Source organism: Pseudoalteromonas galatheae (assembly GCF_005886105.2).
Taxonomy (GTDB): Bacteria; Pseudomonadota; Gammaproteobacteria; order Enterobacterales; family Alteromonadaceae; genus Pseudoalteromonas; species Pseudoalteromonas galatheae.
The window spans coordinates 367,114-387,491 of the sequence record NZ_PNCO02000002.1; the positions used below are offsets into that span (position 1 = coordinate 367,114).

The 20,378-nt window shown below is 42.6% G+C and carries 24 protein-coding genes and 1 pseudogene; 14 read left to right on the plus strand and 11 right to left on the minus strand.

What is annotated here, in order from left to right; all coding sequences use genetic code 11:
- Position 1 precedes the first annotated feature (1 nt).
- Positions 2 to 742, plus strand: coding sequence for a reprolysin-like metallopeptidase (locus tag CWC29_RS19625; protein ID WP_128727016.1), 741 nt, complete (start codon positions 2 to 4; stop codon positions 740 to 742).
- 76 nt (positions 743 to 818) lie between these two features.
- On the opposite strand, the gene CWC29_RS19630 is transcribed toward CWC29_RS19625, so the two are convergent.
- Positions 819 to 1,439 (minus strand): arylesterase, encoded by a 621-nt coding sequence (locus tag CWC29_RS19630; protein ID WP_138521269.1) that lies wholly within the window; start codon positions 1,437 to 1,439, stop codon positions 819 to 821.
- On the opposite strand from CWC29_RS19630, the gene CWC29_RS19635 reads away from it, so the two are divergent.
- The 3 genes from CWC29_RS19635 (at position 1,438) to CWC29_RS19645 (ending at position 5,420) form a co-directional block, all read left to right on the plus strand.
- The gene (locus CWC29_RS19635) at positions 1,438 to 2,151 is read left to right on the plus strand and encodes an ABC transporter ATP-binding protein (RefSeq protein ID WP_010376092.1); all 714 of its coding nucleotides are present in this window, start codon (positions 1,438 to 1,440) and stop codon (positions 2,149 to 2,151) included. The genes CWC29_RS19630 and CWC29_RS19635 overlap by 2 nt on opposite strands.
- Complete coding sequence (locus CWC29_RS19640) at positions 2,141 to 4,642, plus strand: ABC transporter permease (protein WP_138521267.1); 2,502 nt, start codon at positions 2,141 to 2,143, stop codon at positions 4,640 to 4,642. Before CWC29_RS19635 ends, CWC29_RS19640 begins: the two co-directional genes overlap by 11 nt.
- Before the next feature lie 160 nt (positions 4,643 to 4,802).
- Positions 4,803 to 5,420 (plus strand): HAD family hydrolase, encoded by a 618-nt coding sequence (locus tag CWC29_RS19645; protein ID WP_138521265.1) that lies wholly within the window; start codon positions 4,803 to 4,805, stop codon positions 5,418 to 5,420.
- Between the two features lie 19 nt (positions 5,421 to 5,439).
- Here CWC29_RS19645 and CWC29_RS19650 read toward each other — a convergent pair whose 3' ends face one another.
- Positions 5,440 to 5,820 (minus strand): DUF3224 domain-containing protein, encoded by a 381-nt coding sequence (locus tag CWC29_RS19650; protein ID WP_138521263.1) that lies wholly within the window; start codon positions 5,818 to 5,820, stop codon positions 5,440 to 5,442.
- A 144-nt stretch (positions 5,821 to 5,964) separates the two neighbouring features.
- Between CWC29_RS19650 and CWC29_RS19655 the strand changes: the two genes are divergently transcribed.
- On the plus strand, positions 5,965 to 6,759 hold the full coding sequence (locus CWC29_RS19655; RefSeq protein ID WP_235956693.1) for a helix-turn-helix domain-containing protein: 795 nt from the start codon (positions 5,965 to 5,967) through the stop codon (positions 6,757 to 6,759).
- 59 nt (positions 6,760 to 6,818) lie between these two features.
- Here the strand turns inward: CWC29_RS19655 and CWC29_RS19660 are convergent, their stop codons facing one another.
- The gene (locus CWC29_RS19660; RefSeq protein ID WP_138521261.1) at positions 6,819 to 7,376 is read right to left on the minus strand and encodes a TetR/AcrR family transcriptional regulator; all 558 of its coding nucleotides are present in this window, start codon (positions 7,374 to 7,376) and stop codon (positions 6,819 to 6,821) included.
- 86 nt (positions 7,377 to 7,462) lie between these two features.
- Here CWC29_RS19660 and CWC29_RS19665 point away from each other — a divergent pair, with 86 nt between their 5' ends.
- Entirely contained in the window at positions 7,463 to 7,996 is a 534-nt protein-coding gene (locus tag CWC29_RS19665; RefSeq protein ID WP_128727009.1) for a dihydrofolate reductase family protein, read from the plus strand.
- Between the two features lie 34 nt (positions 7,997 to 8,030).
- On the opposite strand, the gene CWC29_RS19670 is transcribed toward CWC29_RS19665, so the two are convergent.
- Positions 8,031 to 9,404, minus strand: coding sequence for an MATE family efflux transporter (locus CWC29_RS19670; protein WP_128727008.1), 1,374 nt, complete (start codon positions 9,402 to 9,404; stop codon positions 8,031 to 8,033).
- Positions 9,405 to 9,498: 94 nt separating this feature from the next.
- On the opposite strand from CWC29_RS19670, the gene CWC29_RS19675 reads away from it, so the two are divergent.
- A complete protein-coding gene (locus tag CWC29_RS19675; protein ID WP_128727007.1) occupies positions 9,499 to 10,371 on the plus strand; it encodes a LysR family transcriptional regulator in 873 nt (290 codons plus the stop codon).
- Positions 10,372 to 10,579: 208 nt separating this feature from the next.
- Complete coding sequence (locus CWC29_RS19680) at positions 10,580 to 11,089, plus strand: hypothetical protein (RefSeq protein WP_128727006.1); 510 nt, start codon at positions 10,580 to 10,582, stop codon at positions 11,087 to 11,089.
- Positions 11,090 to 11,186: 97 nt separating this feature from the next.
- Here the strand turns inward: CWC29_RS19680 and CWC29_RS19685 are convergent, their stop codons facing one another.
- Both CWC29_RS19685 and CWC29_RS19690 read right to left on the minus strand, forming a co-directional pair.
- Positions 11,187 to 11,423: a helix-hairpin-helix domain-containing protein gene (locus tag CWC29_RS19685; protein WP_128727138.1), complete on the minus strand. Its 237-nt coding sequence runs from the start codon at positions 11,421 to 11,423 to the stop codon at positions 11,187 to 11,189.
- Between the two features lie 39 nt (positions 11,424 to 11,462).
- Positions 11,463 to 11,879, minus strand: a pseudogene (locus CWC29_RS19690) (nuclear transport factor 2 family protein); the annotation flags it as partial.
- 167 nt (positions 11,880 to 12,046) lie between these two features.
- Here CWC29_RS19690 and CWC29_RS19695 point away from each other — a divergent pair.
- On the plus strand, positions 12,047 to 12,538 hold the full coding sequence (locus tag CWC29_RS19695) for a GNAT family N-acetyltransferase (protein WP_128727005.1): 492 nt from the start codon (positions 12,047 to 12,049) through the stop codon (positions 12,536 to 12,538).
- Between the two features lie 64 nt (positions 12,539 to 12,602).
- On the opposite strand, the gene CWC29_RS19700 is transcribed toward CWC29_RS19695, so the two are convergent.
- Positions 12,603 to 13,358 (minus strand): DeoR/GlpR family DNA-binding transcription regulator, encoded by a 756-nt coding sequence (locus tag CWC29_RS19700; protein ID WP_128727004.1) that lies wholly within the window; start codon positions 13,356 to 13,358, stop codon positions 12,603 to 12,605.
- 144 nt (positions 13,359 to 13,502) lie between these two features.
- On the opposite strand from CWC29_RS19700, the gene CWC29_RS19705 reads away from it, so the two are divergent.
- Together CWC29_RS19705 and CWC29_RS19710 are read left to right on the plus strand one after the other, a co-directional pair.
- Positions 13,503 to 14,150 (plus strand): HAD-IA family hydrolase, encoded by a 648-nt coding sequence (locus tag CWC29_RS19705; protein WP_138521259.1) that lies wholly within the window; start codon positions 13,503 to 13,505, stop codon positions 14,148 to 14,150.
- Positions 14,147 to 14,434, plus strand: a complete 288-nt coding sequence (locus tag CWC29_RS19710) for a hypothetical protein (RefSeq protein WP_128727002.1) — start codon at positions 14,147 to 14,149, stop codon at positions 14,432 to 14,434. The genes CWC29_RS19705 and CWC29_RS19710 overlap by 4 nt, the downstream gene beginning before the upstream one ends.
- Before the next feature lie 462 nt (positions 14,435 to 14,896).
- Here CWC29_RS19710 and CWC29_RS19715 read toward each other — a convergent pair whose 3' ends face one another.
- From CWC29_RS19715 to CWC29_RS19725, 3 genes are read right to left on the minus strand one after another with little or no spacing between them, the layout of a single operon-like run.
- Positions 14,897 to 15,229, minus strand: coding sequence for a DUF3325 domain-containing protein (locus tag CWC29_RS19715; protein ID WP_128727001.1), 333 nt, complete (start codon positions 15,227 to 15,229; stop codon positions 14,897 to 14,899).
- Positions 15,229 to 16,812 carry a PepSY-associated TM helix domain-containing protein gene (locus CWC29_RS19720; RefSeq protein ID WP_138521257.1) on the minus strand — a complete coding sequence of 528 codons (1,584 nt, stop codon included), beginning with the start codon at positions 16,810 to 16,812 and terminating at the stop codon, positions 15,229 to 15,231. The genes CWC29_RS19715 and CWC29_RS19720 overlap by 1 nt, the downstream gene beginning before the upstream one ends.
- Positions 16,809 to 17,114 carry a hypothetical protein gene (locus tag CWC29_RS19725; protein ID WP_138521255.1) on the minus strand — a complete coding sequence of 102 codons (306 nt, stop codon included), beginning with the start codon at positions 17,112 to 17,114 and terminating at the stop codon, positions 16,809 to 16,811. The genes CWC29_RS19720 and CWC29_RS19725 overlap by 4 nt, the downstream gene beginning before the upstream one ends.
- A 201-nt stretch (positions 17,115 to 17,315) precedes the next feature.
- Between CWC29_RS19725 and CWC29_RS19730 the strand changes: the two genes are divergently transcribed.
- Both CWC29_RS19730 and CWC29_RS19735 read left to right on the plus strand, forming a co-directional pair.
- Positions 17,316 to 17,882, plus strand: coding sequence for a uracil-DNA glycosylase family protein (locus CWC29_RS19730; RefSeq protein WP_138521253.1), 567 nt, complete (start codon positions 17,316 to 17,318; stop codon positions 17,880 to 17,882).
- A 198-nt stretch (positions 17,883 to 18,080) separates the two neighbouring features.
- Positions 18,081 to 18,443, plus strand: coding sequence for a hypothetical protein (locus CWC29_RS19735; RefSeq protein ID WP_128726997.1), 363 nt, complete (start codon positions 18,081 to 18,083; stop codon positions 18,441 to 18,443).
- Positions 18,444 to 18,486: 43 nt separating this feature from the next.
- Here the strand turns inward: CWC29_RS19735 and CWC29_RS19740 are convergent, their stop codons facing one another.
- Entirely contained in the window at positions 18,487 to 19,332 is an 846-nt protein-coding gene (locus CWC29_RS19740; RefSeq protein ID WP_128726996.1) for an SDR family oxidoreductase, read from the minus strand.
- A gap of 103 nt (positions 19,333 to 19,435) precedes the next feature.
- On the opposite strand from CWC29_RS19740, the gene CWC29_RS19745 reads away from it, so the two are divergent.
- The gene (locus tag CWC29_RS19745) at positions 19,436 to 20,332 is read left to right on the plus strand and encodes a LysR family transcriptional regulator (protein WP_138521251.1); all 897 of its coding nucleotides are present in this window, start codon (positions 19,436 to 19,438) and stop codon (positions 20,330 to 20,332) included.
- Positions 20,333 to 20,378: the final 46 nt, after the last annotated feature.

The window sequence follows — 20,378 nt, forward strand, 5'->3', positions numbered from 1 at the left end:
AATGAATACAACAGTAAAGGCAGCGTCGCTGGCAACAGCGCTCGCACTATCTGCAAGTGCATCAGCAGTCACCATTGATATCGGTATTCTTTATACTGATCAATCAGCAGCAGCTACATCAAACATTAATACTAAAATCAATCAGCTGATTGCATTTACAAATCAAGTTTACAGCCAAAATGGTATCGACTTGCAGCTACGTCTTGCTGGTACCGAAAATCTAGGTAATCATAATATTACTCCAACCAGTGCATGGTTAAACAGCATTACTAACAGTAATTATGTAGCTAACCTACGCAACACTTGGCGTGCAGATATGGTTGCTGTACTTGGTACAGGTGAGCGCAATGGTAACTACATTACATGTGGTCTAGCTTGGGTAGGTCAAGGTAGCAATGGTAATTTATATTCAAGTATGAACAACCGCATGTTCAGCATTACAGGTATCGATTGTGGTGCAACAACATTTGTTCATGAACTTGGTCACAACCAAGGCCTTACACACTCTCGTAAGCAAGGTGATACCAGCGGTGGTGTTTACGTTGATGGTATGGGCCACGGTGTTCAAGACAATTTCGCAAGTATCATGGCTTATCCACATGTATTTGGTAGCGCAACACAGTATGACTATTTTTCTAACCCAAACTGGTCTCTCGGCGGCGTGCCTTATGGTGTAGTTGGCCAATCATATGCTTGGAAAACGGTGGATGCGACTAAAACAAGCATCGCAAACTTCAAGTAGTTGCTATACGTTCAAGTTTCAAACTAAAACACACCAAAACCCGCGATCTTAGCGGGTTTTTTTGTGCGATATATACTTATTTTGCTAGCCATTTATTGATTTCTTCGTACATAAAGTCACGAATAAGGGGTTGTGCTTCTTTATTTGGGTGTAGGTTATCGCTTTGCATTAATTCCGGTTTGTCCGCCACTTCTAGCATAAAGTAAGGCATAAGATAGCTATTGGTTTGCTCAGTTACTTGTTGGTAGCTTTCGGTAAACATACTGGTATAACGAGGACCTAAGTTCGGAGGAATTTGTATTTCCATTACGGCAACGTTAGCACCTACTTGTTGGCTAGATTGCACTAGTTGTGTGAGATTTGCCTTCAACCTTTTTATAGGAAAGCCGCGCAAGCCATCATTACCACCCAATTCGATTAATACATGAGTAGGCGAAATCGTTTTCAATTGCTGACTTATTTTTGCCACAGCATTACCTGTGGTTTGACCGCTAACGCTAACATTGATAATTTCGATCGGATTTTGTTCTGTTTCGTATTTATTTTGTAACAATTTAACCCAACCATCATCTTGTTTCAGGCCATAAGCGGCGCTTAAGCTATCACCAACTATCATGAGTTTTTGCTTGGCATTTGCGCTTAATGGCGCCATTACAATAACAAGTATGAACAACAACTTTAGGAAATAGTACTTCATGTCAGTGCTTTCTCAGTTAAATATGATCCAAGTAAAAGGCCTTACTAAACAGGTCTCTACCGTCGAAGGTAATCTCACTATCCTTAGTGATATCGATTTCACTGTCAAGTCAGGAGAGTCCGTGGCTATCGTTGGCGCTTCTGGCTCTGGTAAGTCAACCTTACTTAGTTTACTTGCCGGCTTAGATATCGCATCCAAAGGAGAAGTTCACTTAGATGGCGAATCATTGCAAAAAATGGATGAAGAAGCTCGAGCTCAGCTGCGAGCAGAAAAAGTCGGCTTCGTATTTCAGTCATTTATGCTAGTGCAGAGCTTAACGGCACTTGAAAATGTGATGCTTCCTGCTGAATTAGCTGGGGACAAAGGTGCAAAAAATCAAGCAACAGAGTTATTAGAAAAGGTTGGCTTGTCTCATCGTCTTACGCACTATCCCTCACAACTTTCGGGTGGCGAACAGCAACGAGTGGCCATAGCCCGAGCTTTTGTTGGCAAACCCAAAATCTTATTCGCCGACGAACCATCGGCCAATTTAGACAGTAAAAACGGCCATCTTATCGAACGTTTACTGTTTGACCTAAACAAAGAGAATGGCACCACTTTAGTGCTCGTTACTCATGATGAGCAACTCGCCCAACAGTGTGACCGCATTATTCATATTGAAGCTGGGAAACTAGAAGTAATAAAACAAGGAGCAGCAGTCAATGTGGTTTAAGTTAGCACTTACTTTATTCTCTAGGGAGTTTAGACGAGGCGAGCTAACCATCATTTTAGCTGCAATTGCGCTTGCAGTATTGACTGTGTTTAGCTTGTCTTCCATTACTGAGCGGATCCGGTTGAACATAGAACAAAAGTCCGCTGATTTTATCGCTGCTGATAGGCGGCTTTCAAGCAACCATGATTTTGACGACAGAGTATTAACTACAGCACGAGAATTTGGCTTAAATACCGCCAAGCAAGTTTACTTTGACTCTATGTTATTTGCCAACGATGAGTTAATACTTGGCTCATTAAAAGCCGTAACAGAGACATACCCGCTTAGAGGCAAGCTTACTTTAAGAGACAGCTTAGAGGGCGAGAATTACCAAATACAAGCTGCCCCAAAGAAGGGCAATGTATGGCTTAGCGAAGGCCTCTTTTACTCACTAGGCCTAAAAATTGGTGATGAAGTAGAAATAGGGGCAGGGCAATTTACCGTGAGCAAGGTGCTCATTAACGAGCCTGATGCGCCTTTCTTTTCGCTGGCGGGTAACAAACGCGTTCTCATCAATTATGATGATATTCCGGTGACTAAAGCCATTCAACCCGGTAGTCGGGTATTTTATCGCCTACTATTTTCGGGCTCAGAGCAACAATTGGGAGAGTATTACACTTGGCTCAAGCCGCAACTCAAAAGCAATCAATCTTGGCAGGGAATAAAAGACAGACAATCACCTTTAGGTGAAAACTTAGCTCGCTCAGAGAGCTTTTTGCTCCTTGCTGGGCTTTTTGGGATCATGCTTGCTGCTGTGGCGATGGCGGTATCTGCAAAGCGCTATTGTGAACGTCAATATGACCCCGTCGCCATGATGAAAACACTCGGCGGTAGCCGAAAAACTATTCGCCGAATTTATCTTTTACATCTCTCTTTAGTGACCTTTTTCTCTGTTGTGGTTGGTCTCGTCATTGGTTATGGACTGCAAAATGTTGGTGCCTCTTACCTAATTAACTTTATGGATACAGCTTTGCCAGAAGCAGGGTTTAGGCCTTGGCTGCTGAGCATTGCCGTGGGTGTGGTGTGCGCCATGATGTTTTCACTGAAACCACTATTAGATTTGTTTGATATCCCGCCGCTACGCGTCCTAAGACGCAACCTTGGAGATACCATCGCGATTAGTCGAATTCATATGGCACTCTCAGTTTTAACTATCTTTGGATTGATGTGGTTATTTAGTCGTGACATTAAGATCACCGCGATTTTATTCGGCGCAACCTTGCTACTGATGGTCGTGTTGTACGTGATCTCACGACTATTATTTTCAGCGGGTAGGAAACTGGGGTTGAGCCCAGGCTCAAGTTGGTCTCTTGCCATTGCTACACTACAAAAGCGTGCTAATGCAAATGCGGTACAGCTCATTAGCTTTGCCCTTGCTATCAAATTAATGTTGTTTTTAGTGGTGCTAAAAAATGACATGATCTCAGATTGGCAGATGCAAGTGCCAGAAGACGCGCCCAATGCGTTTTTTATCAACATCACGGAGCAAGAAATTCAGCCAATGCAAAGCAAACTCGATGAAAGTGGCATCAAACATGAACATTTTTATCCCGTATTTTTGGGTCGTGTCAACGCGTTAAATGGTGAAGAGTTTGCACGCCGAGTCTCACTGCAAGAAGGTGAAGAAAAAGACGAAGATGCTCGTGATGGGGTAGGGCGTGAGCTCAATCTTACTTGGTTAGATGAATTGCCAGCGGGCAATGAAGTAGTCGATGGCAAGTGGTTTGATGACTCTGATGCGCTTCAAGTTTCCGTTGCTCAGGGGCTTGCAGAGCGAGTAGGAATAAAAGTGGGGGACACGCTTAGCTTCCTAATCAATAGTCAAACACTTGAAGCTAAAGTGACGAGTTTACGTAGTGTCAACTGGGGGTCGCTGAAGCCTAATTTTGTGATGATATTTAATGATAAAATCGTCGGCCAATTCCCAGTGACTTACTTTACTGCCGCGAAGCTTGAAACAACCGACACTAAGGTGATTAGTCAATTCTTGAAAGCGTATCCAACAATTAGCATGATAGATATTCAGAGCCAGCTTAAACAGGCACAGTCGATGATTTCTCAAGTCTCATTGGCGATTAGCTTTGTGCTGAGTATTGTACTTATCAGTGGCTCTTTGGTACTAATTTCTCAGGTTCAGGCAAGCCTCGCCGAACGTATGCAGGAAATCGTTATTTTACGTACGCTCGGTGCTAAAGGTCGTTTAATAAAGCTCGCCACGCTTTATGAGTTTTTATTACTTGGCGGATTGGCAGGGCTGGTGGCTGCTGTGGTCAGTGATATTGCACTTTTTGTGATCCAAGTTCAAACGTTTGATGTGGATGGTCGCTTTCACCCTTATATTTGGCTGTTAGGGCCAGCCACAGGCGCAGCGTTCGTTGCCGTGATTGGTTACTTTATGGTGTCGAACACCATGAAACAAAACACGCAAGGGCTACTACGCAAACTCGCATAAAGCACTTGTCAGGCTTAAAAAGTGGCTCACTGTTTTCATCGGTGAGCCACTTATCTCGCAAAAGCAAAACTCCATCGCCTTGATCTTTACAAACTTCAATTACGTACCTACCTTTAAGTAGGGCTACGCAGTACATATGCGAAACCAAAGGATATTAAAAATGGATAGGATACCGGTTAAAGGCATCATTTTTGACCTAGATGGCACCCTAGTGACATCTGAACTCGATTTTTCACTTATTCGGGCACAAATAGGCTGTCCGGTGGGACAAGACTTACTCAGCTTTATCAGTGCATTACCTTCACCTTACATGCGTGAAGAAGCTATGAACATCGTCCACCAGCATGAGTTGTGTGATGCACAGCACTGTGATGTTATTCCTGGAGTTAAGGAGTGTATTGCACAACTTTCGAGAATGGGAATTCCACTAGCCGTTGTGACCCGAAACTTTGCAAAAGCGGCGCGATTGAAGCTTAAAACAGCGGGGTTGCCAATCCCATTGATTTTAACGAGGGATGACGCGCCAGCCAAACCAGACCCTGCCGCACTGCTGCAAGTTGCTCAGACCTGGCAAGTGCCACCTTATCAATGTGTTTATGTTGGCGATTACCTCTACGATATAGAGGCGGCACATAACGCCAATATGCCGTCATGCTTGTTTGCCCCCAATGACAAACCTCACTACGCAGAGCAAGCAGATGTCGTCATTAGTCACTTTGCTGAGTTAGTTGATGCGCTGTACACGCTAGACATGAGAAGACACCGCTACTTAGCCTAGCGCAATAACATTGAAGCTATCAGTTATGTGTTATTTGGTAGTTTGCTTTTTTGCCTTCAGTTGACTCAAATGATCCTTTGTCACCCACAGCGATATTGTCAACGTCGCTTTGTACCACGGTAAAATTGCTCTGTGCTTTCCCGTGCTTAAAACGGCCGCTGTGCATCAATACAATTTTACCTTGTTGTCCAGAAAAACAACCTGTTACAGCCTCAAAGCCATTAAATTCAACATCTCCTGCTTCGGTGTAATGAAGTAGATAATAAACTTCGCTACTGCCTTCAATCTCGCCTTCATAACTGAGGCTCACCACGGCTTTTGAGAGTTTAGCTCCATCATCAAATTGTTTTTCTGTGGTTTCTTGCCAATTGATAATTTCGTACACACCTGTTAGTTGCATCGTTTATCCCTTAATTTTATAGTGGAAAAGTTTGACCTTGCTCTGCAGTTTTATGCAGCTTGTTTTAAATCTAGCACGCGATTTCAAATTGGTATTGTAAAAACGCGACAACAAGCGAAGAGCTTTATCCATAACAAGGCAGCGATGAAATCTAACCATAGCCAAATTAACGGCGTACTTCACCAACAACAAAGCGCGCCAAATTACCAGCTCAGACGGTATTTCCCATCTACAGAGTTAGTAGGTCTTATCGAGCAGTTTTGGTTTGTCGACTGGTGTTTGCCGGATAATAAAACCCATACACAAAGAAACCTACCAGATCCTAACTTTCATTTGCTGCTAGTCAGTAATGAAATAAAAATTATTGGTCCTGTAAGCAAAGTATACGATTACACAATGCGCGGAAAAGGACAGATCTTGGGGGTTAAATTTAGGGTCGGTGCCCTAGTGGAGCAATTTGATATCACCCCTTTGACATGTATAGACAAAACCTTTTCTTTGGAGTCTCTCTGCGATGTACCGTCGAGCTCACTTATTGCTCCATTAACGATGGCGAATGATGATGCAGAGCGGGTAAAAGTACTATCACAGTTTTTAATGCCATTGACACCCCCCTTAAGCATAGGTGCAGCTATGGCTGAAGATATTCTCAACACCTTACAAGATCGCAGCGATATTTTTACGGTTGAGCAACTGGCCGAACAATGCGACATGCCAATACGAAAAATACAAAGGCTCTGCCAACATTACATCGGCTTTAGTCCCAAATGGCTAATTCGGAAGTATCGCCTGCACCAAGCGCTTGCAATGCTTGAATCCGATACGAGCACAATGGCAGACATTGTGGCTCAGTTGGACTATACCGATCAGTCCCATCTTATAAGAGATTTTAAAGAAATAATCGGCACCACTCCCAATCGTTATCTCAAGCTTCCCTAACAGGTAGTGTGCCTATGTGTGTTGTAATGCCCCTTTACAACACCACAACGCAATGACACTTAAGCTTCAATCGCTTTACAGATTAATGCAATTGCACCGCTTGTCATCGAGGCATCTAACGCTTCTCTATCTGGGTTGCACTCCATAGCAAGAGCAAAACCATGTAGATAATCAACCAGTAAGTTAATCGCATTTTGTTGTGCCTGTCCTTGTAAATCAAGCGATTGAGTGATCTCCTCAAATCGAGTTTGAAATACTTGAGCTGGACCTACAGAATCCATTGACAGTAGCACAGTTAACAATCCTGGATAGTCGTCGAGTAGCTGTAAATAACTTGCACTGAGCTGTTGTAGTTCTGTTTGCCACTTTTCAGCGCAGCTAGGTTCATAGATTTCATCGACTAAAGAGCAAGTCAAAGCCTCGAGCAGAGCCTGTTTGTTTTTAAAGTAGTGATAAATAGCCATTGCATCGACATTTAGGCAGCTCGCCAACGCTCGAATACTAGGCACTTTTCTACTTTCCTTCATCTGCAATTTGGCTGTTTGTATGATCCGCTCCTGACTTAGTGCTTCATCTTCCGCTAGCGGTCGGCCACGCTTTTTATCCTTGACACTCATTGTTTACTCTCGCTAAGATAAAATAAATTCTACAGTGTAGAATTTATTTTATCTTGAAATGGTATAGGGTTCAACCGGAGTATAAAATGGCAAATATCGTCTATATTGGGGCAAGCCTCGACGGCTTTATCACGGATAAAAATAACCGCTTAGACTGGCTACACGAATTACCTAACCCTGAAGGTTTAGACTTGGGGTTCGCCGATTTTATGGCCCGTGTAGATGCCATCATCATGGGGCGAAATACCTTTGAGACAATCCAAGGGTTTGATTGCGAATGGCCATACAACAAACCTGTTTTTGTATTGAGTAATACACTTAAAGAGGTACCAAAAGTCTTTGCGGATAAGGTATCGCTTGTGCAAGGTGAACTGACAGATATCGTCGAACAACTTGCTCAGCAGGGCTTTAAAACCCTTTACATTGATGGCGGAAAAACCATACAAAGCTTTCTACAACAAGATCTCATTGATGAGCTAATAATCACAACTATTCCAACTATTTTAGGTGGTGGAACACCTTTATTCGGAACACTAAATGAGCCGCTTAAATTTAAACATGTGAATGCTGTGAGATATTTAGATTGCGTGGTAAAAAATTACTACGTACGGCAAAGATAACGCCAAGAAGGCGCTTAAAATAAGCGCCTCAGTATTAAGCGCACTGCTTATCACCTGACGTAGCTTCCATATCTGCATGCTTTAACTGATATAAATCACGCCAAAGCAGAGGGATGATAATAACAGTTAACGTGATGTTTGAAATAGGTACCGCAAGCCACACCCCATCAACACCAAACCAAAAAGGTAATACGTATAAAAACGGCAATTGCACCAACATGTTTCCAAGCGAAATAGCCAAGGCTTTACCGCCTTTGCCAACCGCAACAAAGTACATTGAGGTAAGAAATATAAAGCCATCCAAGAATAACGTGGATAGATGTAGCTGCAAACCACGCTCGGCCGCGTTGAGCAAAGCTAAATCCTCACTAAAGAGCCCAAGTACATACGTCGGAAATAGATAAAACACCGTTACCATCACCACACCAAAACCCAAGCTCACTTTGAGCGCTAGCTTAAACATAGTGCGAATGCGCTGGTAAAGGCCAGCTCCAAAATAATAACTGATGGGCGGCTGGACACCACTGGCCACACCTTCTGCAATAAAATAGTAAATAACGCCAAGGTAACCAACCACAGCGAAAGCCGCCACCTCAACTTCACTGGCAAATATCAGCAACTGCTTGTTATGTAACGCAATGATAAAGCCAAAATACAAGAACATTACCAACCCTGCAGCGCCTTGCTTAAATATTTCGAAGATTAGAGAGAGGTTAAGTGCCCCTCTCGGCTTATTTTCTCCACAGGAGTTGAGTAAAAAGTAAAGCGCGCCAAGTGCAACTATCCCTTGTGAAATTAGCGTAGCAAGTGCAGCGCCGAGTAGTTGCCAACGTAATTCTACAATCATAAAATAATCGAGTACTATGTTGCAGAGCGCCCCTACAATCAGCAAAGCCGTTGCAATTTCCGGTTTACCATTGTTTCTTAGTAGCAATGGTAATGCACCTGCTGCGATTGTGACCCCGGCCCCCCAGTTCAATATCTGTAAGTAGTCTAAACTGGAGTGTAAAAGTTCACCTGAAGCACCTTGTATCTCTAGTAGTGTCGGTCCGAATAATACAAGGATAGTTATTACAAACACAGTCAACATGGCGATAAGCCAAAAGCTTGTGCTTATCAATTGCTGCGTGTTTGTATTGTCGTCAGCACCACGATAAATCGATAGCAAACTACCAGATCCCATCCCCACTAGAACACCAAAACCGATAATGATCCCTATAATGGGCCAAGCAAGGTTTACAGCGGCCAACCCCTGAGCACCAAGGTAGTGACCAATAAAAATACCATCGACGATTTGGTACAATCCATTGACCATCATTGCGACAACGGCAGGGATGGTGTAGCGCCAAAAAGTGCGGGTAACGTTAGCGTCCTCAGTTTGTGTTTTGCTCGTTGAATCTAACAACATGATGAAATCCTTAAGCGTGAAAAGTGGTTATTATCCTTGCAATTGAGATTGGTCAAAGTTAGTATCCATCCGAAATTCGGATGGGTTAATCGTTATGCATTGGACACTCGATCAACTTGAAGCCTTTGTCACCGCAGTAAGGCTGGGGTCATTTTCAGCTGCGGCAAGGCATTTGGGAAAAGCGCAATCTCGTGTCAGCACCTCAATTGCCAATCTGGAAGCTGATCTAGGTTTTGCACTTTTTGACCGCTCAGCCAGACTACCGGTGTTAAATCAAGCTGGTCTCGATCTGTTTAAAGAAGCCGAAGCGGTGCTTATGCAATGTCAGCGACTGCAATCAAGAGCCAATTCACTTAATTATGGTGAAGAGGTGTCTCTCACCGTTGCTATGGATGAAGCTGTACCCATCATCGCATTTGAGTCTTTGTTTGAACGACTAGCTCAGCAATTTCCGCTATTAAAATTAGCTATTATCAACGGCTCCCAAGACGATATTGCGCAATGGGTGAGTGCAGAAAGGGCTGAGATAGGCATTTTATTTCACCAGAAACCATTACCAGAATCGCTGGATTTCACCTCAATTAGCAGTTTTAAACAAGTCTTGGTCTGCTCCCCTCATCATCCGCTTGCACAACACCCAGCCCCGAGTATTGAGGAGTTAAATCTGCATCGACAGCTTGTAATACGTGATCGTATTGGAAATACTCAGTCACAAGCCATATCTACAAGTCACTGGCATATCGATAGTTACTATTACATCATGGGTTTAGTGATTAGAGGGGTTGGTTGGGCGTTGGTACCTGAGCATGTTGTCAACACGCCGTGGTATATGGGCGAACTCGTTGAGCTGTCAACTGAGCATATTCCTAACCCTCTAATTGTCGAAATGGGTATAGTACAACGTAGAGACCAAAGTAAAGGACCTATCGTCCAGTGGCTCTATAACGAAATAGCAAACTTATTCTGATCTTCATGCTTGCGTTAGACTTAGACTATATTTGCTGTCGTTAAGCTGGCGTTTTTAGTAAACAGATGGTTAAATTAGCGTGTTTTGGATAAATCGCTTTTAGTGCGGTAGCATAGGTTCACGTATACGTAGTAGAGTGGCATATAGCCAGCACATCATATTTAGGAGAGCGTGGTCTTAGCATTTAAGACCGCAGTTAGGATACATTATGTTTGATAAAAATACGCTTATTGAAGCCTATGAAAATGTTTTAATTACACTTATTAAAAAGCGCATCAACGAACTACAGTTTTATGTAAATCAAAGCGCCTACTCGCATATGTTATTATCTGTTGAGTTTTGGCATTACGATGTAAATTGGAATATCTACAGCCTGCCGGAAAGTCATTTTGAACAGCATAAAAACGTTGCCTCAGATGAATTTATTATTTTATCTGACTTTGAAGAGGACTGCCCAGAAGTCGCTAAGTTAAGAGATATTTTTGAGAGTTGGGAGGAACTAGAGCTCGCTGAAGATGAAGATGAGAACATGGATCTGTTATTCAAGCTTTCTCATGGAGCACTCGCCGAAGCGCTATGCGGAAACGAAGTTAAACCACTATTGTCAGACCTCTTCGCTGAAAATAAGGCGCTAAAAAATAGACCATTTAACGAGCTTATCAAAGTAGAAGATCCAGACGGACGTTTTGATCTCAACTTTGTGGAGGCTGTTGCTTAGCAAACCATTAAATAAACCTATACAAGATACTTATTGGCTTGCTTTAAAGTAGGTAAATTTCACTGTGTAAACCCCTGTTGTAAAGGGGCTTTACACGCTAGTTCATTTCACGTGCCTTTGTGATGGCGATTTGAATCGCAGCTTTGGCCTGTGGGCTGTTTTTCCAACAAGTTGTTCGCAACATAGAAGCGACCCGCTCAGCAATTTCTTCAACTTCATAGGTCGCAAGTTCGCTTAAACTACAAATACCGATTTCTTCAAAACGCTTTATCACCGTAGGGCCGATTCCCTTGAGGGCAAGTAAGGTGTTTTTTTCACTGTCAGAGAAAACCATAGAACAGCTATTCTTTTCTTTATCCAAACATTCAACATTGCGCGATAATATTGAAATTCTATCACTATCTTGACTTGAGAAGTCTGGGTCAACATAAATGTACATTCTTGTGATCAAGTTATCAGAGAATTCGAACACACTACAAAAACGGCCAGACGAAATTTGATTATCAGGCCAGTGTGTGCCATCACGCATTACTCCACCTTCTTGTCCTTCAACAACTACTGTTTTTCCCGACACGATGAAATTAAAATGTGCAATATCGTGCCAAATACTGTTTAGTGAGCTGCCTATTTTATCACCAAATTCAAGTAATGCTTGTTTACCTACGGCGTCACCAAACTTTGGAAAAAAGAACGTTACTTCATCATGAAATAGGTCTAAATAGCTAGAGTCTCCAGCATCAACCTTTTTAAAGTACTCGGTTACTGACTCAATTAAGGTATTTTTATCCATAGTGTTTTCTTCCTAATCCTTGCAATTAATTTGTGATCTCACTCTCTTTATTAGGGCAAACGAAATAAAAACAATATAAGCAATCTCAATTACAAGGTTTGTATACCACAATAAGGAGTGGTAACTTATTGATGAATATAAGCTAAAATCGATTTGAAGGGAGTTCAATGTTCAAGCTAAGACCATTCCGAGCCAATGATGTCGCCAATATAGTCGCGATTTTGAACGATCCTGATGTTGTTCGGTATTTATCAACAAAAATTCCGCAACCTTACACCGAGCAAGATGCAATATGGTGGATAAATGAGGGAAGTAAACACGGCCATATTCGAGCGATATGCGATGGTCAGCAGCTTATCGGCTGTATAGGTGTTAATCCTGGCGAGTTTGAATATCAGCGCTCTGGTGAAATAGGCTATTGGCTCGCAAAAAGTCATTGGCGTAAAGGAATTACTCATAAAGCCATTTTACACATTACGTCAGAGGTATTTAACGAGACCAGTATTGAACGGATCTTTGCCGCCGTATTTGACGACAATCATGCATCAATGAAGCTACTAGAGAAGTCAGGTTTTGAGCAAGAAGCGGTGTTAAAACGCGCTATATTTAAAAATGAGCGTTTCTACAACAATCACATTTTTGCCTTATTAAAGCCTTAAAGGGGCGGTTGCTTAGTTCAACCGTAAGTAGGCTACTCAAGCAACCCAGTAGCTCCGTATTAACCTAGACCAGAGTAAGCGCTATCTCTAGCGACTCAATCTGCTTTTTTAAGCTTGGATTGATTTCTTCATCGGTAATAATTGTGTTAATTTCGTTAGCGGTAACAATCTGATAAGTAGCGACTTTATCTAGTTTATGGCTCGGTCCCATAATCACAGTGTGATCGCTTTGACGAATAGTCGCAGAGAGGATCTCCGCTTCTTCGATATAGCTTGCACTAAAACCGTGGTGAATATGGAACGAGCAAATCCCCATAAAAACAATATCAAAACGGATCCGTTTCACCATTTCGATCGCCGTCATGCCTACCACCCGCATTGCAGGTTTAAACATAGGACCGCCTAACACAATCACATCCACTAATGAATGGTAGGCCAGCTCTTTGGCGATTAGTGGACAACCCGTAACCACCGTCAGCGGCATATTTTTAGGTAAGTGCTGAGCCAAATAACGGCATGTCTCGCCAGAATCAATCACTATCGTTTGTCCAGGCACGAGCATCGCTAAAGCAGGTTCAATATAACGAATTTTACTGGTATCGGGCTTATCTAAACGCTCGATATAGTCAGGAGTATTATCCTGCAGCGCTAAAGCACCACCATGAACACGCCGTAGTAGCTTAAGTTCAGCTAACTTGTTTAAATCCCGACGGATTGTGTCTTCGCTCACATCAAGCGTTTGCGCCAAGGACACAGAGGTGATCCGCCCTTGTAAATTAAGCTGATCAAGAATGAATTGATGACGTTCTGCTAATAGCATTGCATGTTCCTGCATGTTTTTGCGTAATTTTACTTGAAAAAGATCGAGATACAAGCGTATTATTTGCACGAATATGCATTGTAAAGCTGGTTTAATATAGGTTAATGCCTGTTTGTGCATGAAACATTATCATAAGGAGTAAAAATGGCACTAAATTCACTCAACCTGAACCACTATCAGGGATTGATATTCGATATGGATGGCACACTTGTTGATTCTGAAGTTGCAGTACGACAGGCCGTCGCGCCTTGGTGTGAGAAACATCATGTCGATTTAGAAATGGTATTAACTACGGGCAGAGGTGCACGTTTCAAAGACTTTATAGAACAATTTACTCCGCATTTAGATTGCCAGCATGAAGTCGAGCTGTTGGAACAAGCAGAAGCCGATCTTGCCCAAACCGTAACAGCCATTCCCGGCGCTAAATCGTTTTTAAGCGAAATAAAAGCACAGCAACGCAAGTGGGCCGTTGCAACTTCTGCAAATCGTCATAATGCAATTGCACGACTCACCACAGCAGGTTTATCTATTCCTGAAATATTAATTACCGCAGATGATGTTGGGCAAGGTAAGCCTCACCCTGAGCCATTTTTATTGGCGGCCAAACGACTGGGAGTGGCAACCTCTAAATGTCTTGCATTTGAAGACTCAGATCAAGGGGTAAGATCCGCACTTAACGCAGGCTGTGAAGTAGTCGTAGTTAACCGTTTTTGTACCATTCAACATGACCATATTGTTGCCCGTATCAATCACTATAAGGATATCTACTTATCAGAGGAAGTAAGCAAATGAAAACATGGCTGACAGGCTTTTATCAAACGAAAGATACCTACTGGGATTTCGCCGGTGTGCTCTTCGGCGGTATCGGGTTTATCGCATTATTAGGTCAGCTATTCAGTGAACTTGAGCGCCAAGGCCCAACCAACTTGTCCTATACGTTTTTAATCGGGTATGTTCTGGTATTTAGTTTTTGGCTGATGTACGGGCTGAGATTTCAGCGGCTGGCAATTATTGTTACCAATGTACTTTGCTTATTCTTGCAGATCTTAATTTTACTAACTGCAATTTTGCGTTGAATTATTGGTAAAGCTGTTCCAACAATGGAGCGTAGTTAATCTTATCGGTGGTCTTCTTATTTTCAAATAGATGGCAAAAATAAAAGAATTTACTCTACATAGGGATAGTAAAGATCGAGTGTGATTTTTGCTTTAAGTCGACGATGGTGGCTTAGATTGTTGTTGTTGAGGGGTTGGATCAATATTTAACTAACGGGCCCAACTCCTTTAGCCTCTTGGATCAGAATTTTACCAAGCTAATTCTAAAAATAGATTAATAGATCATATTTTTACTAACTAATGAGGAGAATTTAGTTGGGTAGATCACTATTTTACTAACAATATCGTAATTGAGTTGGTAAATTTGCGGTGTATAGCGCAATTGTTGCTGATATTTTATGCTAAGTGGTGTGGTTTCAATAGCTTAATGGAAAAGTGTTAGTAAAATAATGATCTAAAAAGGCGCCAAAGATGGCGCCTTAGTTAAAATATGATCCAGTACAGCGTACTAACCAGCATACCTATGATGACTAGGTAAAATAGTGATCTGAAATAACTCGGTTTAGTTGCAAAGATAACGACAAGGAGTAGCACAGCTAAGGTCGTATAACCAATAAACTCTAAGCTACCGTAGGTTCCCTGAGTTGTAAGGGCCAATGCTAAACTTCCGCAAAGGCAAAGCCAGCTGGCAATGGTTAATTGGCTTGTTACGTTACCTTTTGGGCGTGTGCCAAATACTTCTTTATAGTGATTGGGTTTTGCTACTGCAAAACCCATAAACGCAAGTAGACAAAGTAAAAACGTTAGCCATTCCATTAGGCAGTTACCTCGCGCTTTGCTTGGCGACGTGGTGTCGTTGGAGCTGCTTTGGTACTGCCGAGCTTTTTAGCTTGAACTAAGAAACCGATAGCGATACCAATAGCTATTGCATCAAAACCAAATAATACCCACTGACCATTAATGAAATAGCTTACAAGGTTGCCCTCTGTGGTCAGCATATTTACGACAGGCAGTAAGCCCCACACGATTGCATTCACTTTCGCAGATAGCAGCCACGCGAGCCTATTCGACTTAAAGAGCGCGGCCAGAGTGAATACTCCCCAGGTAACAAAGAACGCCAGAACTTCTTTGTCTGCACGGCTCGATAACTCCATTGGAAGCAAACGGTTTGCATAAAAGAACATTGCCGTTGCGGCTGGTAGTCCCATAATGGTGCCTAAATTGAGCGACTCCACAAGCCTAAGGCCTACACCCGGCTTGTCACCACCTTTGAGCTTTTGGCGCAGTCTTTTTGCCCACATAACAGCACCCGTTGCAATCATGGCACAGCCTGCCAATCCCGCGATAAAGTACAGCCAACGCAAAAGCGGCTCTGCTAAGCGCCCTGTATGCAGTGCTATCATTCCGCCGTAGAGATTTTCAGCGCCAGACAGTGTCACATTGTGTGTTTTTAACAACTCACCTGATGCTGCGCTATACATCCAACTTGGTGGATCGTCCTGCACGGCGCGTTGAGCATTGGCATAAAGCTTTATCGTTGCACCTGAGTCTCCTGGTGATGAAATCACAATGCGGCGAAGTGGTGCGTCGCCAGAGTTAGTAAAATAATGATCTAATGCTTTGTTTAATGCTAGATCCGTTAGTGGCTGTCCTGTTTCAGGGATCTCAGCAAGAAAGGGGTAGCGCTCGGCTCTGAGCGTTTTTGTATCTTCAAAGCGCTGTTCTGCAGGTTGTGGCAGTAACATAAAAATAAGCGTTACTAAGCCGGTGTAAGTGATCATAATATGAAACGGTAATGCCACTACTGAAGAAACGTTGTGAGCGTCAAGCCAGCTTCTCAACCCTTTCCCGTTTCTAAATTGGAATAGGTCTTTGAAGATGCGCTTATGGATCACCACGCCAGAAATAAGCGCAATTAGCATAAACAGAGTTGCAAAACAAACAATCCAACGCGCGGTAATTGCGCTCATGTAATGCAAATCAAAATGCAGTCGGTAGAAAAAGTTACCGCCTTTGGTCTCCCTAAACTCAGGAAGCGCCTCCAGCGTTACAGGGTCAAGATACTCAGAGTGACGTTTTCCGCGCCTTTCTCCTTCGGCTGGCTTTTCGGAGTACATCAATAGCAAGCTGGGGCGACGCTCTGTTGGCATCTCAATACGCCAAGACTCGGCGTTTGGCGCTATCTCTTGAAACCGTTCGATACTCTTTTTGACCGTTTCATTTTGTTGGGCACTTTCATAATGAGGTAAATGGTGCGTTGCTGGTTGCGCCCATAGACTGATCTCATGTCTGAAAAAGCTCGCAGTACCGGCAAAAAAGATTAAAAACAGCAACCAACAAACGAGTAAACCCACCCAAGTGTGTAACCAAGTCATACTACGAAAAAATGACTCTCTCACAGGGAGCCTCCAAAATGCGTCAAAGTTCCGTAGAGAATACAAAGTAGTCCGATCATGCCAAGAAATACCTTTTTAAAAGAGCGGCATCCAAACACCCAAATAAAGACAATGGCGTAAAAGACGATGCCGGTTGTTAATGCATATAAAAGCGCATCTAGGCGCGTAGTTGGTAAAGTTAAAGCCAATAAAGATGAAGCTAAAACGGTCACATAATAGCCGCCGAAAATAGCGATGAAAAAGCGTGCTAGTACTTCAGCTTTATATAAAATAGCCTTATGATTTGTGTTATCCCGACTAGGCATAGCACCCCTTTAAAAGACAGCAAACGTAATAGAATATTATCCAATAATTTGCATCTAAATGATAGTGATTCGCACTTGTTTTAAGTCGAGTGGAGTTGTTTTAACGACTAAGTACTCTAAGCTCTGCTAGTTAAATGGGGTTTTGAATATGGTTATGCCATAATGATCCTTGGTGATGTTGGGTAAAATAAATAAGGGAAGATGGAAGTTTTTGAACGTGTTAGGCAATGCAAGCTGTGCGATAAAACGCTTCCTATGGGGGCAAAACCTATTATTCAAGGCAGTTGCAAGGCTAAAGTGTTGATTATTGGTCAAGCACCGGGATTAAAAGCACATCAAACCTGCCAGCCGTTCAATGACCCTAGTGGAGATAGATTGCGAGACTGGCTTGGTGTAAGTCGAGCGCAGTTTTATAACCCAGATCTATTTGCCATTATGCCAATGGCATTTTGTTACCCAGGTAAAGGGAAGTCTGGAGATTTACCACCGCCGAAAATTTGCGCGCCAACTTGGCATCACCAGGTGCTAGCTACGCTCAATCAGGTGTCGCTGACACTACTTATTGGGCAATATGCGCAAAAGTGCTACTTAACGCAATATTCATCGGTAACTGAGGTGGTTAAAAATGCTGACTTTTCCAGCCAAAGTCATCTGCCATTACCGCACCCAAGTCCTCGCAATCAAATCTGGTTAAAAAAGCACGATTGGTTTGAAAAAGACAGTGTACCGCAGCTAAAGACAAGAGTTTCAGTTGCACTATCGTCTTGATAGTTATGAAATCAATTTTTAATTAATGCTTTTTACTTAGGTTTTAAGTTAAAGATAGTTATATAGGTTTAAAACTAAGGAATAAAGGTCATATCAGTCAATATTCATAATCATTTAGTTGCGTAATTACGAGTATTACCTCATACTCCATCCTGTTTACATAACGAACATTTATTAACATTTTCAAAGGACTTGATAATGATATACAAAACTACCGGTTGGGCTGCTGTATTACTCTCGCTCATCGCATTTTACCCTAGTATACAACCTGGTGCGTTTTCTGTAATGGGCTTCTATCTGTGCTTATTTTCCCTCATTATCGCAGCGTTTGCGAGCCACATGGATAAACCGATTTATTTTCGCAGCGTGATCACATTGTCTCTTATTAACATTCTATTGGTTAATGATGGGACTCGTGCAAGTCTTTGGTTTGGCCAAAGCGATTGGGTTTATATTGGCTCTATGTACGGGATCTTTCTAGTCGTAGTAAGCATTTGTGGCTTTTTGGTCAGTCGAGACCTTTTTGTATCGACGCTAGAGGGCAAAGCTGAGACCGAGTAGGATTCAGTGCACAAGCGGGAGCTTGTACACTGGGTCTATGCGCTTAATGTGCAACTAGCGACTGGGCCACACTTGTGGTCGGGCGACCAATCAACTGGCTGAGCGCATTACTCTGGGTTGCCAAATATCCTTTTTGCGCTTGTGCCTCTGCGTCAACCAGTAATGCGGCAAAAGTTGCTGGCACGCCTAGATCAACCAAGTGGACCAAATATTCTTCATCAGATACAAACTTTGCTTTTACTTCAACATGAGTATGCTTTGACACAGCTTGTGCCAAACCTTCAATTGTAAAAGCGTTATCGCCAGCCAGTTCATAGACTGAATTATCATGGCCAGCGCTACTTAATACGGTGGCAGCAGCCAGTGCGTAGTCTGCACGAGCGGCGCTGTTGATTTGAGCTTGCGGCGCAATTGAGGTAATGGCATTATTTGCTGTAAATACAGGCACTAAATCAGTGTAGTTCTCGTTATACCATCCATTTCTCAGCATGCTATAAGCCACGCCGCTTGCCCTCAAATAAGCCTCTGTTTCTTTGTGCTCTTTAGCCAGCTCCAGTGGTGAATCGTCCACATTCAAAATACTGGTATAGGCAATTAAGCGCACTTGGTTTTTCACAGCGGCGTCAATAACTGCTTTGTGTTGAGGTGTGCGGCTTCCGATCTGGTTGCCGGAGATTAGCAGCAGTTTTTCAACACCTGCAAGTGCTGCGTCAAGTGTGTGCGGTTTGTCGTAATCAGCTTGCCTTACGGTGACCCCTAAATTGGTGAGTGCCTTTCCTTTATCGAGATCTCTGACTAGAGCCACAATATGTTTGGCTGGTATCTTCTGTGCCAAAAACTCGATAACTAATTGACCTAATTTACCTGTTGCGCCTGTGATTGCGATCATGATGTATACCTCTTTTTAAAATGAGAATGTATTGGATGTGGCTATTATGGGTGGTAATTTTTGTTATCATAAGTGGGTTAATTCGATATGGTGAGTTCTGAAATTGAGTACAATAGACTTAAATGCATTAAAACTCTTAGCAATATTTGCAACGGTTGTGGATGTGGGAAGTTTTGCTCAAGCCGCTAGAAAGCTCGCAACTAGCCGTTCTAGAGTGAGTGAACAAGTGTCTCAGTTAGAGACTATGCTAGGCGTTAGACTACTGCAGCGTAGCACGAGGCAACTCACGCTAACGCGAGAGGGGCGTGACATTTTGGCTCAAGCACATTCATTACACGCTATTTTGGATGATGTTGAGGTATTACTAGATAACAAAGAGCCTCATGGTATGGTCTCAATAACCATAACACACGACACCGCACATAAATTTCTGTTACCAAAACTACCTGAGCTCACGGCGCGATATCCGAAGATCCAATTAAATATCATTGTTGATGATAACAAGCGCGATATTATTAATGACCAAATAGATCTCGCTATCAGGGTTGGCTTTCCTAAAGACAGCGCATTGGTTGCAAGGCAATTACATCAAGAATGTTTTAAGCTCTATGCAAGTCCTAAACTGATAGCATTGCATGGTTTACCAAGCAAAGACACACAGCTAAATCAGTTACCTTGGTTACTGTTAGAGCAGGCTAAATCAACGGGGATGACACAATTTTATCGTGGTGGTGAAGCCATAAACTTTACACCAACTCAAGTGCATTGGTGCAATTCTCCTATGTTGTTACAACAAATGACAGTAGCAGGATTAGGAGTTGCGCAGTTATTGCCTTCTACTGTGAAGCAAGAAGTTGAGCGTGGGGAGTTACAAATGATCTGTCCAGAGTTAAGTAGCGAGCAGCTGGTGTTTTCTCTCATTTATCCATCGCGTAAACAAATTCCACCTAGGACACGGGCGGTGATTGACTACCTATTGGAAGCGAATCTGTTTGGATAGCTTTAATTCTTTTTAATAGAATGATTCATGATTTTTTTACTAATTT

Excerpts from the sequence above, each read along its gene's own strand:
- CWC29_RS19705 (WP_138521259.1), top strand. The coding sequence starts at position 13,503 with ATGGCACTAAATTCACTCAACCTGAACCACTATCAGGGATTGATATTC.
- CWC29_RS19660 (WP_138521261.1), bottom strand. The coding sequence starts at position 7,376 with ATGAGTGTCAAGGATAAAAAGCGTGGCCGACCGCTAGCGGAAGATGAA.
- CWC29_RS19630 (WP_138521269.1), bottom strand. The coding sequence starts at position 1,439 with ATGAAGTACTATTTCCTAAAGTTGTTGTTCATACTTGTTATTGTAATG.
- CWC29_RS19695 (WP_128727005.1), top strand. The coding sequence starts at position 12,047 with ATGTTCAAGCTAAGACCATTCCGAGCCAATGATGTCGCCAATATAGTC.
- CWC29_RS19730 (WP_138521253.1), top strand. The coding sequence starts at position 17,316 with ATGGAAGTTTTTGAACGTGTTAGGCAATGCAAGCTGTGCGATAAAACG.
- CWC29_RS19645 (WP_138521265.1), top strand. The coding sequence starts at position 4,803 with ATGGATAGGATACCGGTTAAAGGCATCATTTTTGACCTAGATGGCACC.
- CWC29_RS19675 (WP_128727007.1), top strand. The coding sequence starts at position 9,499 with ATGCATTGGACACTCGATCAACTTGAAGCCTTTGTCACCGCAGTAAGG.
- CWC29_RS19655 (WP_235956693.1), top strand. The coding sequence starts at position 5,965 with ATGAAATCTAACCATAGCCAAATTAACGGCGTACTTCACCAACAACAA.
- CWC29_RS19740 (WP_128726996.1), bottom strand. The coding sequence starts at position 19,332 with ATGATCGCAATCACAGGCGCAACAGGTAAATTAGGTCAATTAGTTATC.
- CWC29_RS19685 (WP_128727138.1), bottom strand. The coding sequence starts at position 11,423 with ATGGTTTTCTCTGACAGTGAAAAAAACACCTTACTTGCCCTCAAGGGA.
- CWC29_RS19710 (WP_128727002.1), top strand. The coding sequence starts at position 14,147 with ATGAAAACATGGCTGACAGGCTTTTATCAAACGAAAGATACCTACTGG.
- CWC29_RS19735 (WP_128726997.1), top strand. The coding sequence starts at position 18,081 with ATGATATACAAAACTACCGGTTGGGCTGCTGTATTACTCTCGCTCATC.
- CWC29_RS19670 (WP_128727008.1), bottom strand. The coding sequence starts at position 9,404 with ATGTTGTTAGATTCAACGAGCAAAACACAAACTGAGGACGCTAACGTT.
- CWC29_RS19680 (WP_128727006.1), top strand. The coding sequence starts at position 10,580 with ATGTTTGATAAAAATACGCTTATTGAAGCCTATGAAAATGTTTTAATT.
- CWC29_RS19625 (WP_128727016.1), top strand. The coding sequence starts at position 2 with ATGAATACAACAGTAAAGGCAGCGTCGCTGGCAACAGCGCTCGCACTA.
- CWC29_RS19635 (WP_010376092.1), top strand. The coding sequence starts at position 1,438 with ATGTCAGTGCTTTCTCAGTTAAATATGATCCAAGTAAAAGGCCTTACT.
- CWC29_RS19665 (WP_128727009.1), top strand. The coding sequence starts at position 7,463 with ATGGCAAATATCGTCTATATTGGGGCAAGCCTCGACGGCTTTATCACG.
- CWC29_RS19725 (WP_138521255.1), bottom strand. The coding sequence starts at position 17,114 with ATGCCTAGTCGGGATAACACAAATCATAAGGCTATTTTATATAAAGCT.
- CWC29_RS19650 (WP_138521263.1), bottom strand. The coding sequence starts at position 5,820 with ATGCAACTAACAGGTGTGTACGAAATTATCAATTGGCAAGAAACCACA.
- CWC29_RS19640 (WP_138521267.1), top strand. The coding sequence starts at position 2,141 with ATGTGGTTTAAGTTAGCACTTACTTTATTCTCTAGGGAGTTTAGACGA.
- CWC29_RS19715 (WP_128727001.1), bottom strand. The coding sequence starts at position 15,229 with ATGGAATGGCTAACGTTTTTACTTTGTCTACTTGCGTTTATGGGTTTT.
- CWC29_RS19700 (WP_128727004.1), bottom strand. The coding sequence starts at position 13,358 with ATGCTATTAGCAGAACGTCATCAATTCATTCTTGATCAGCTTAATTTA.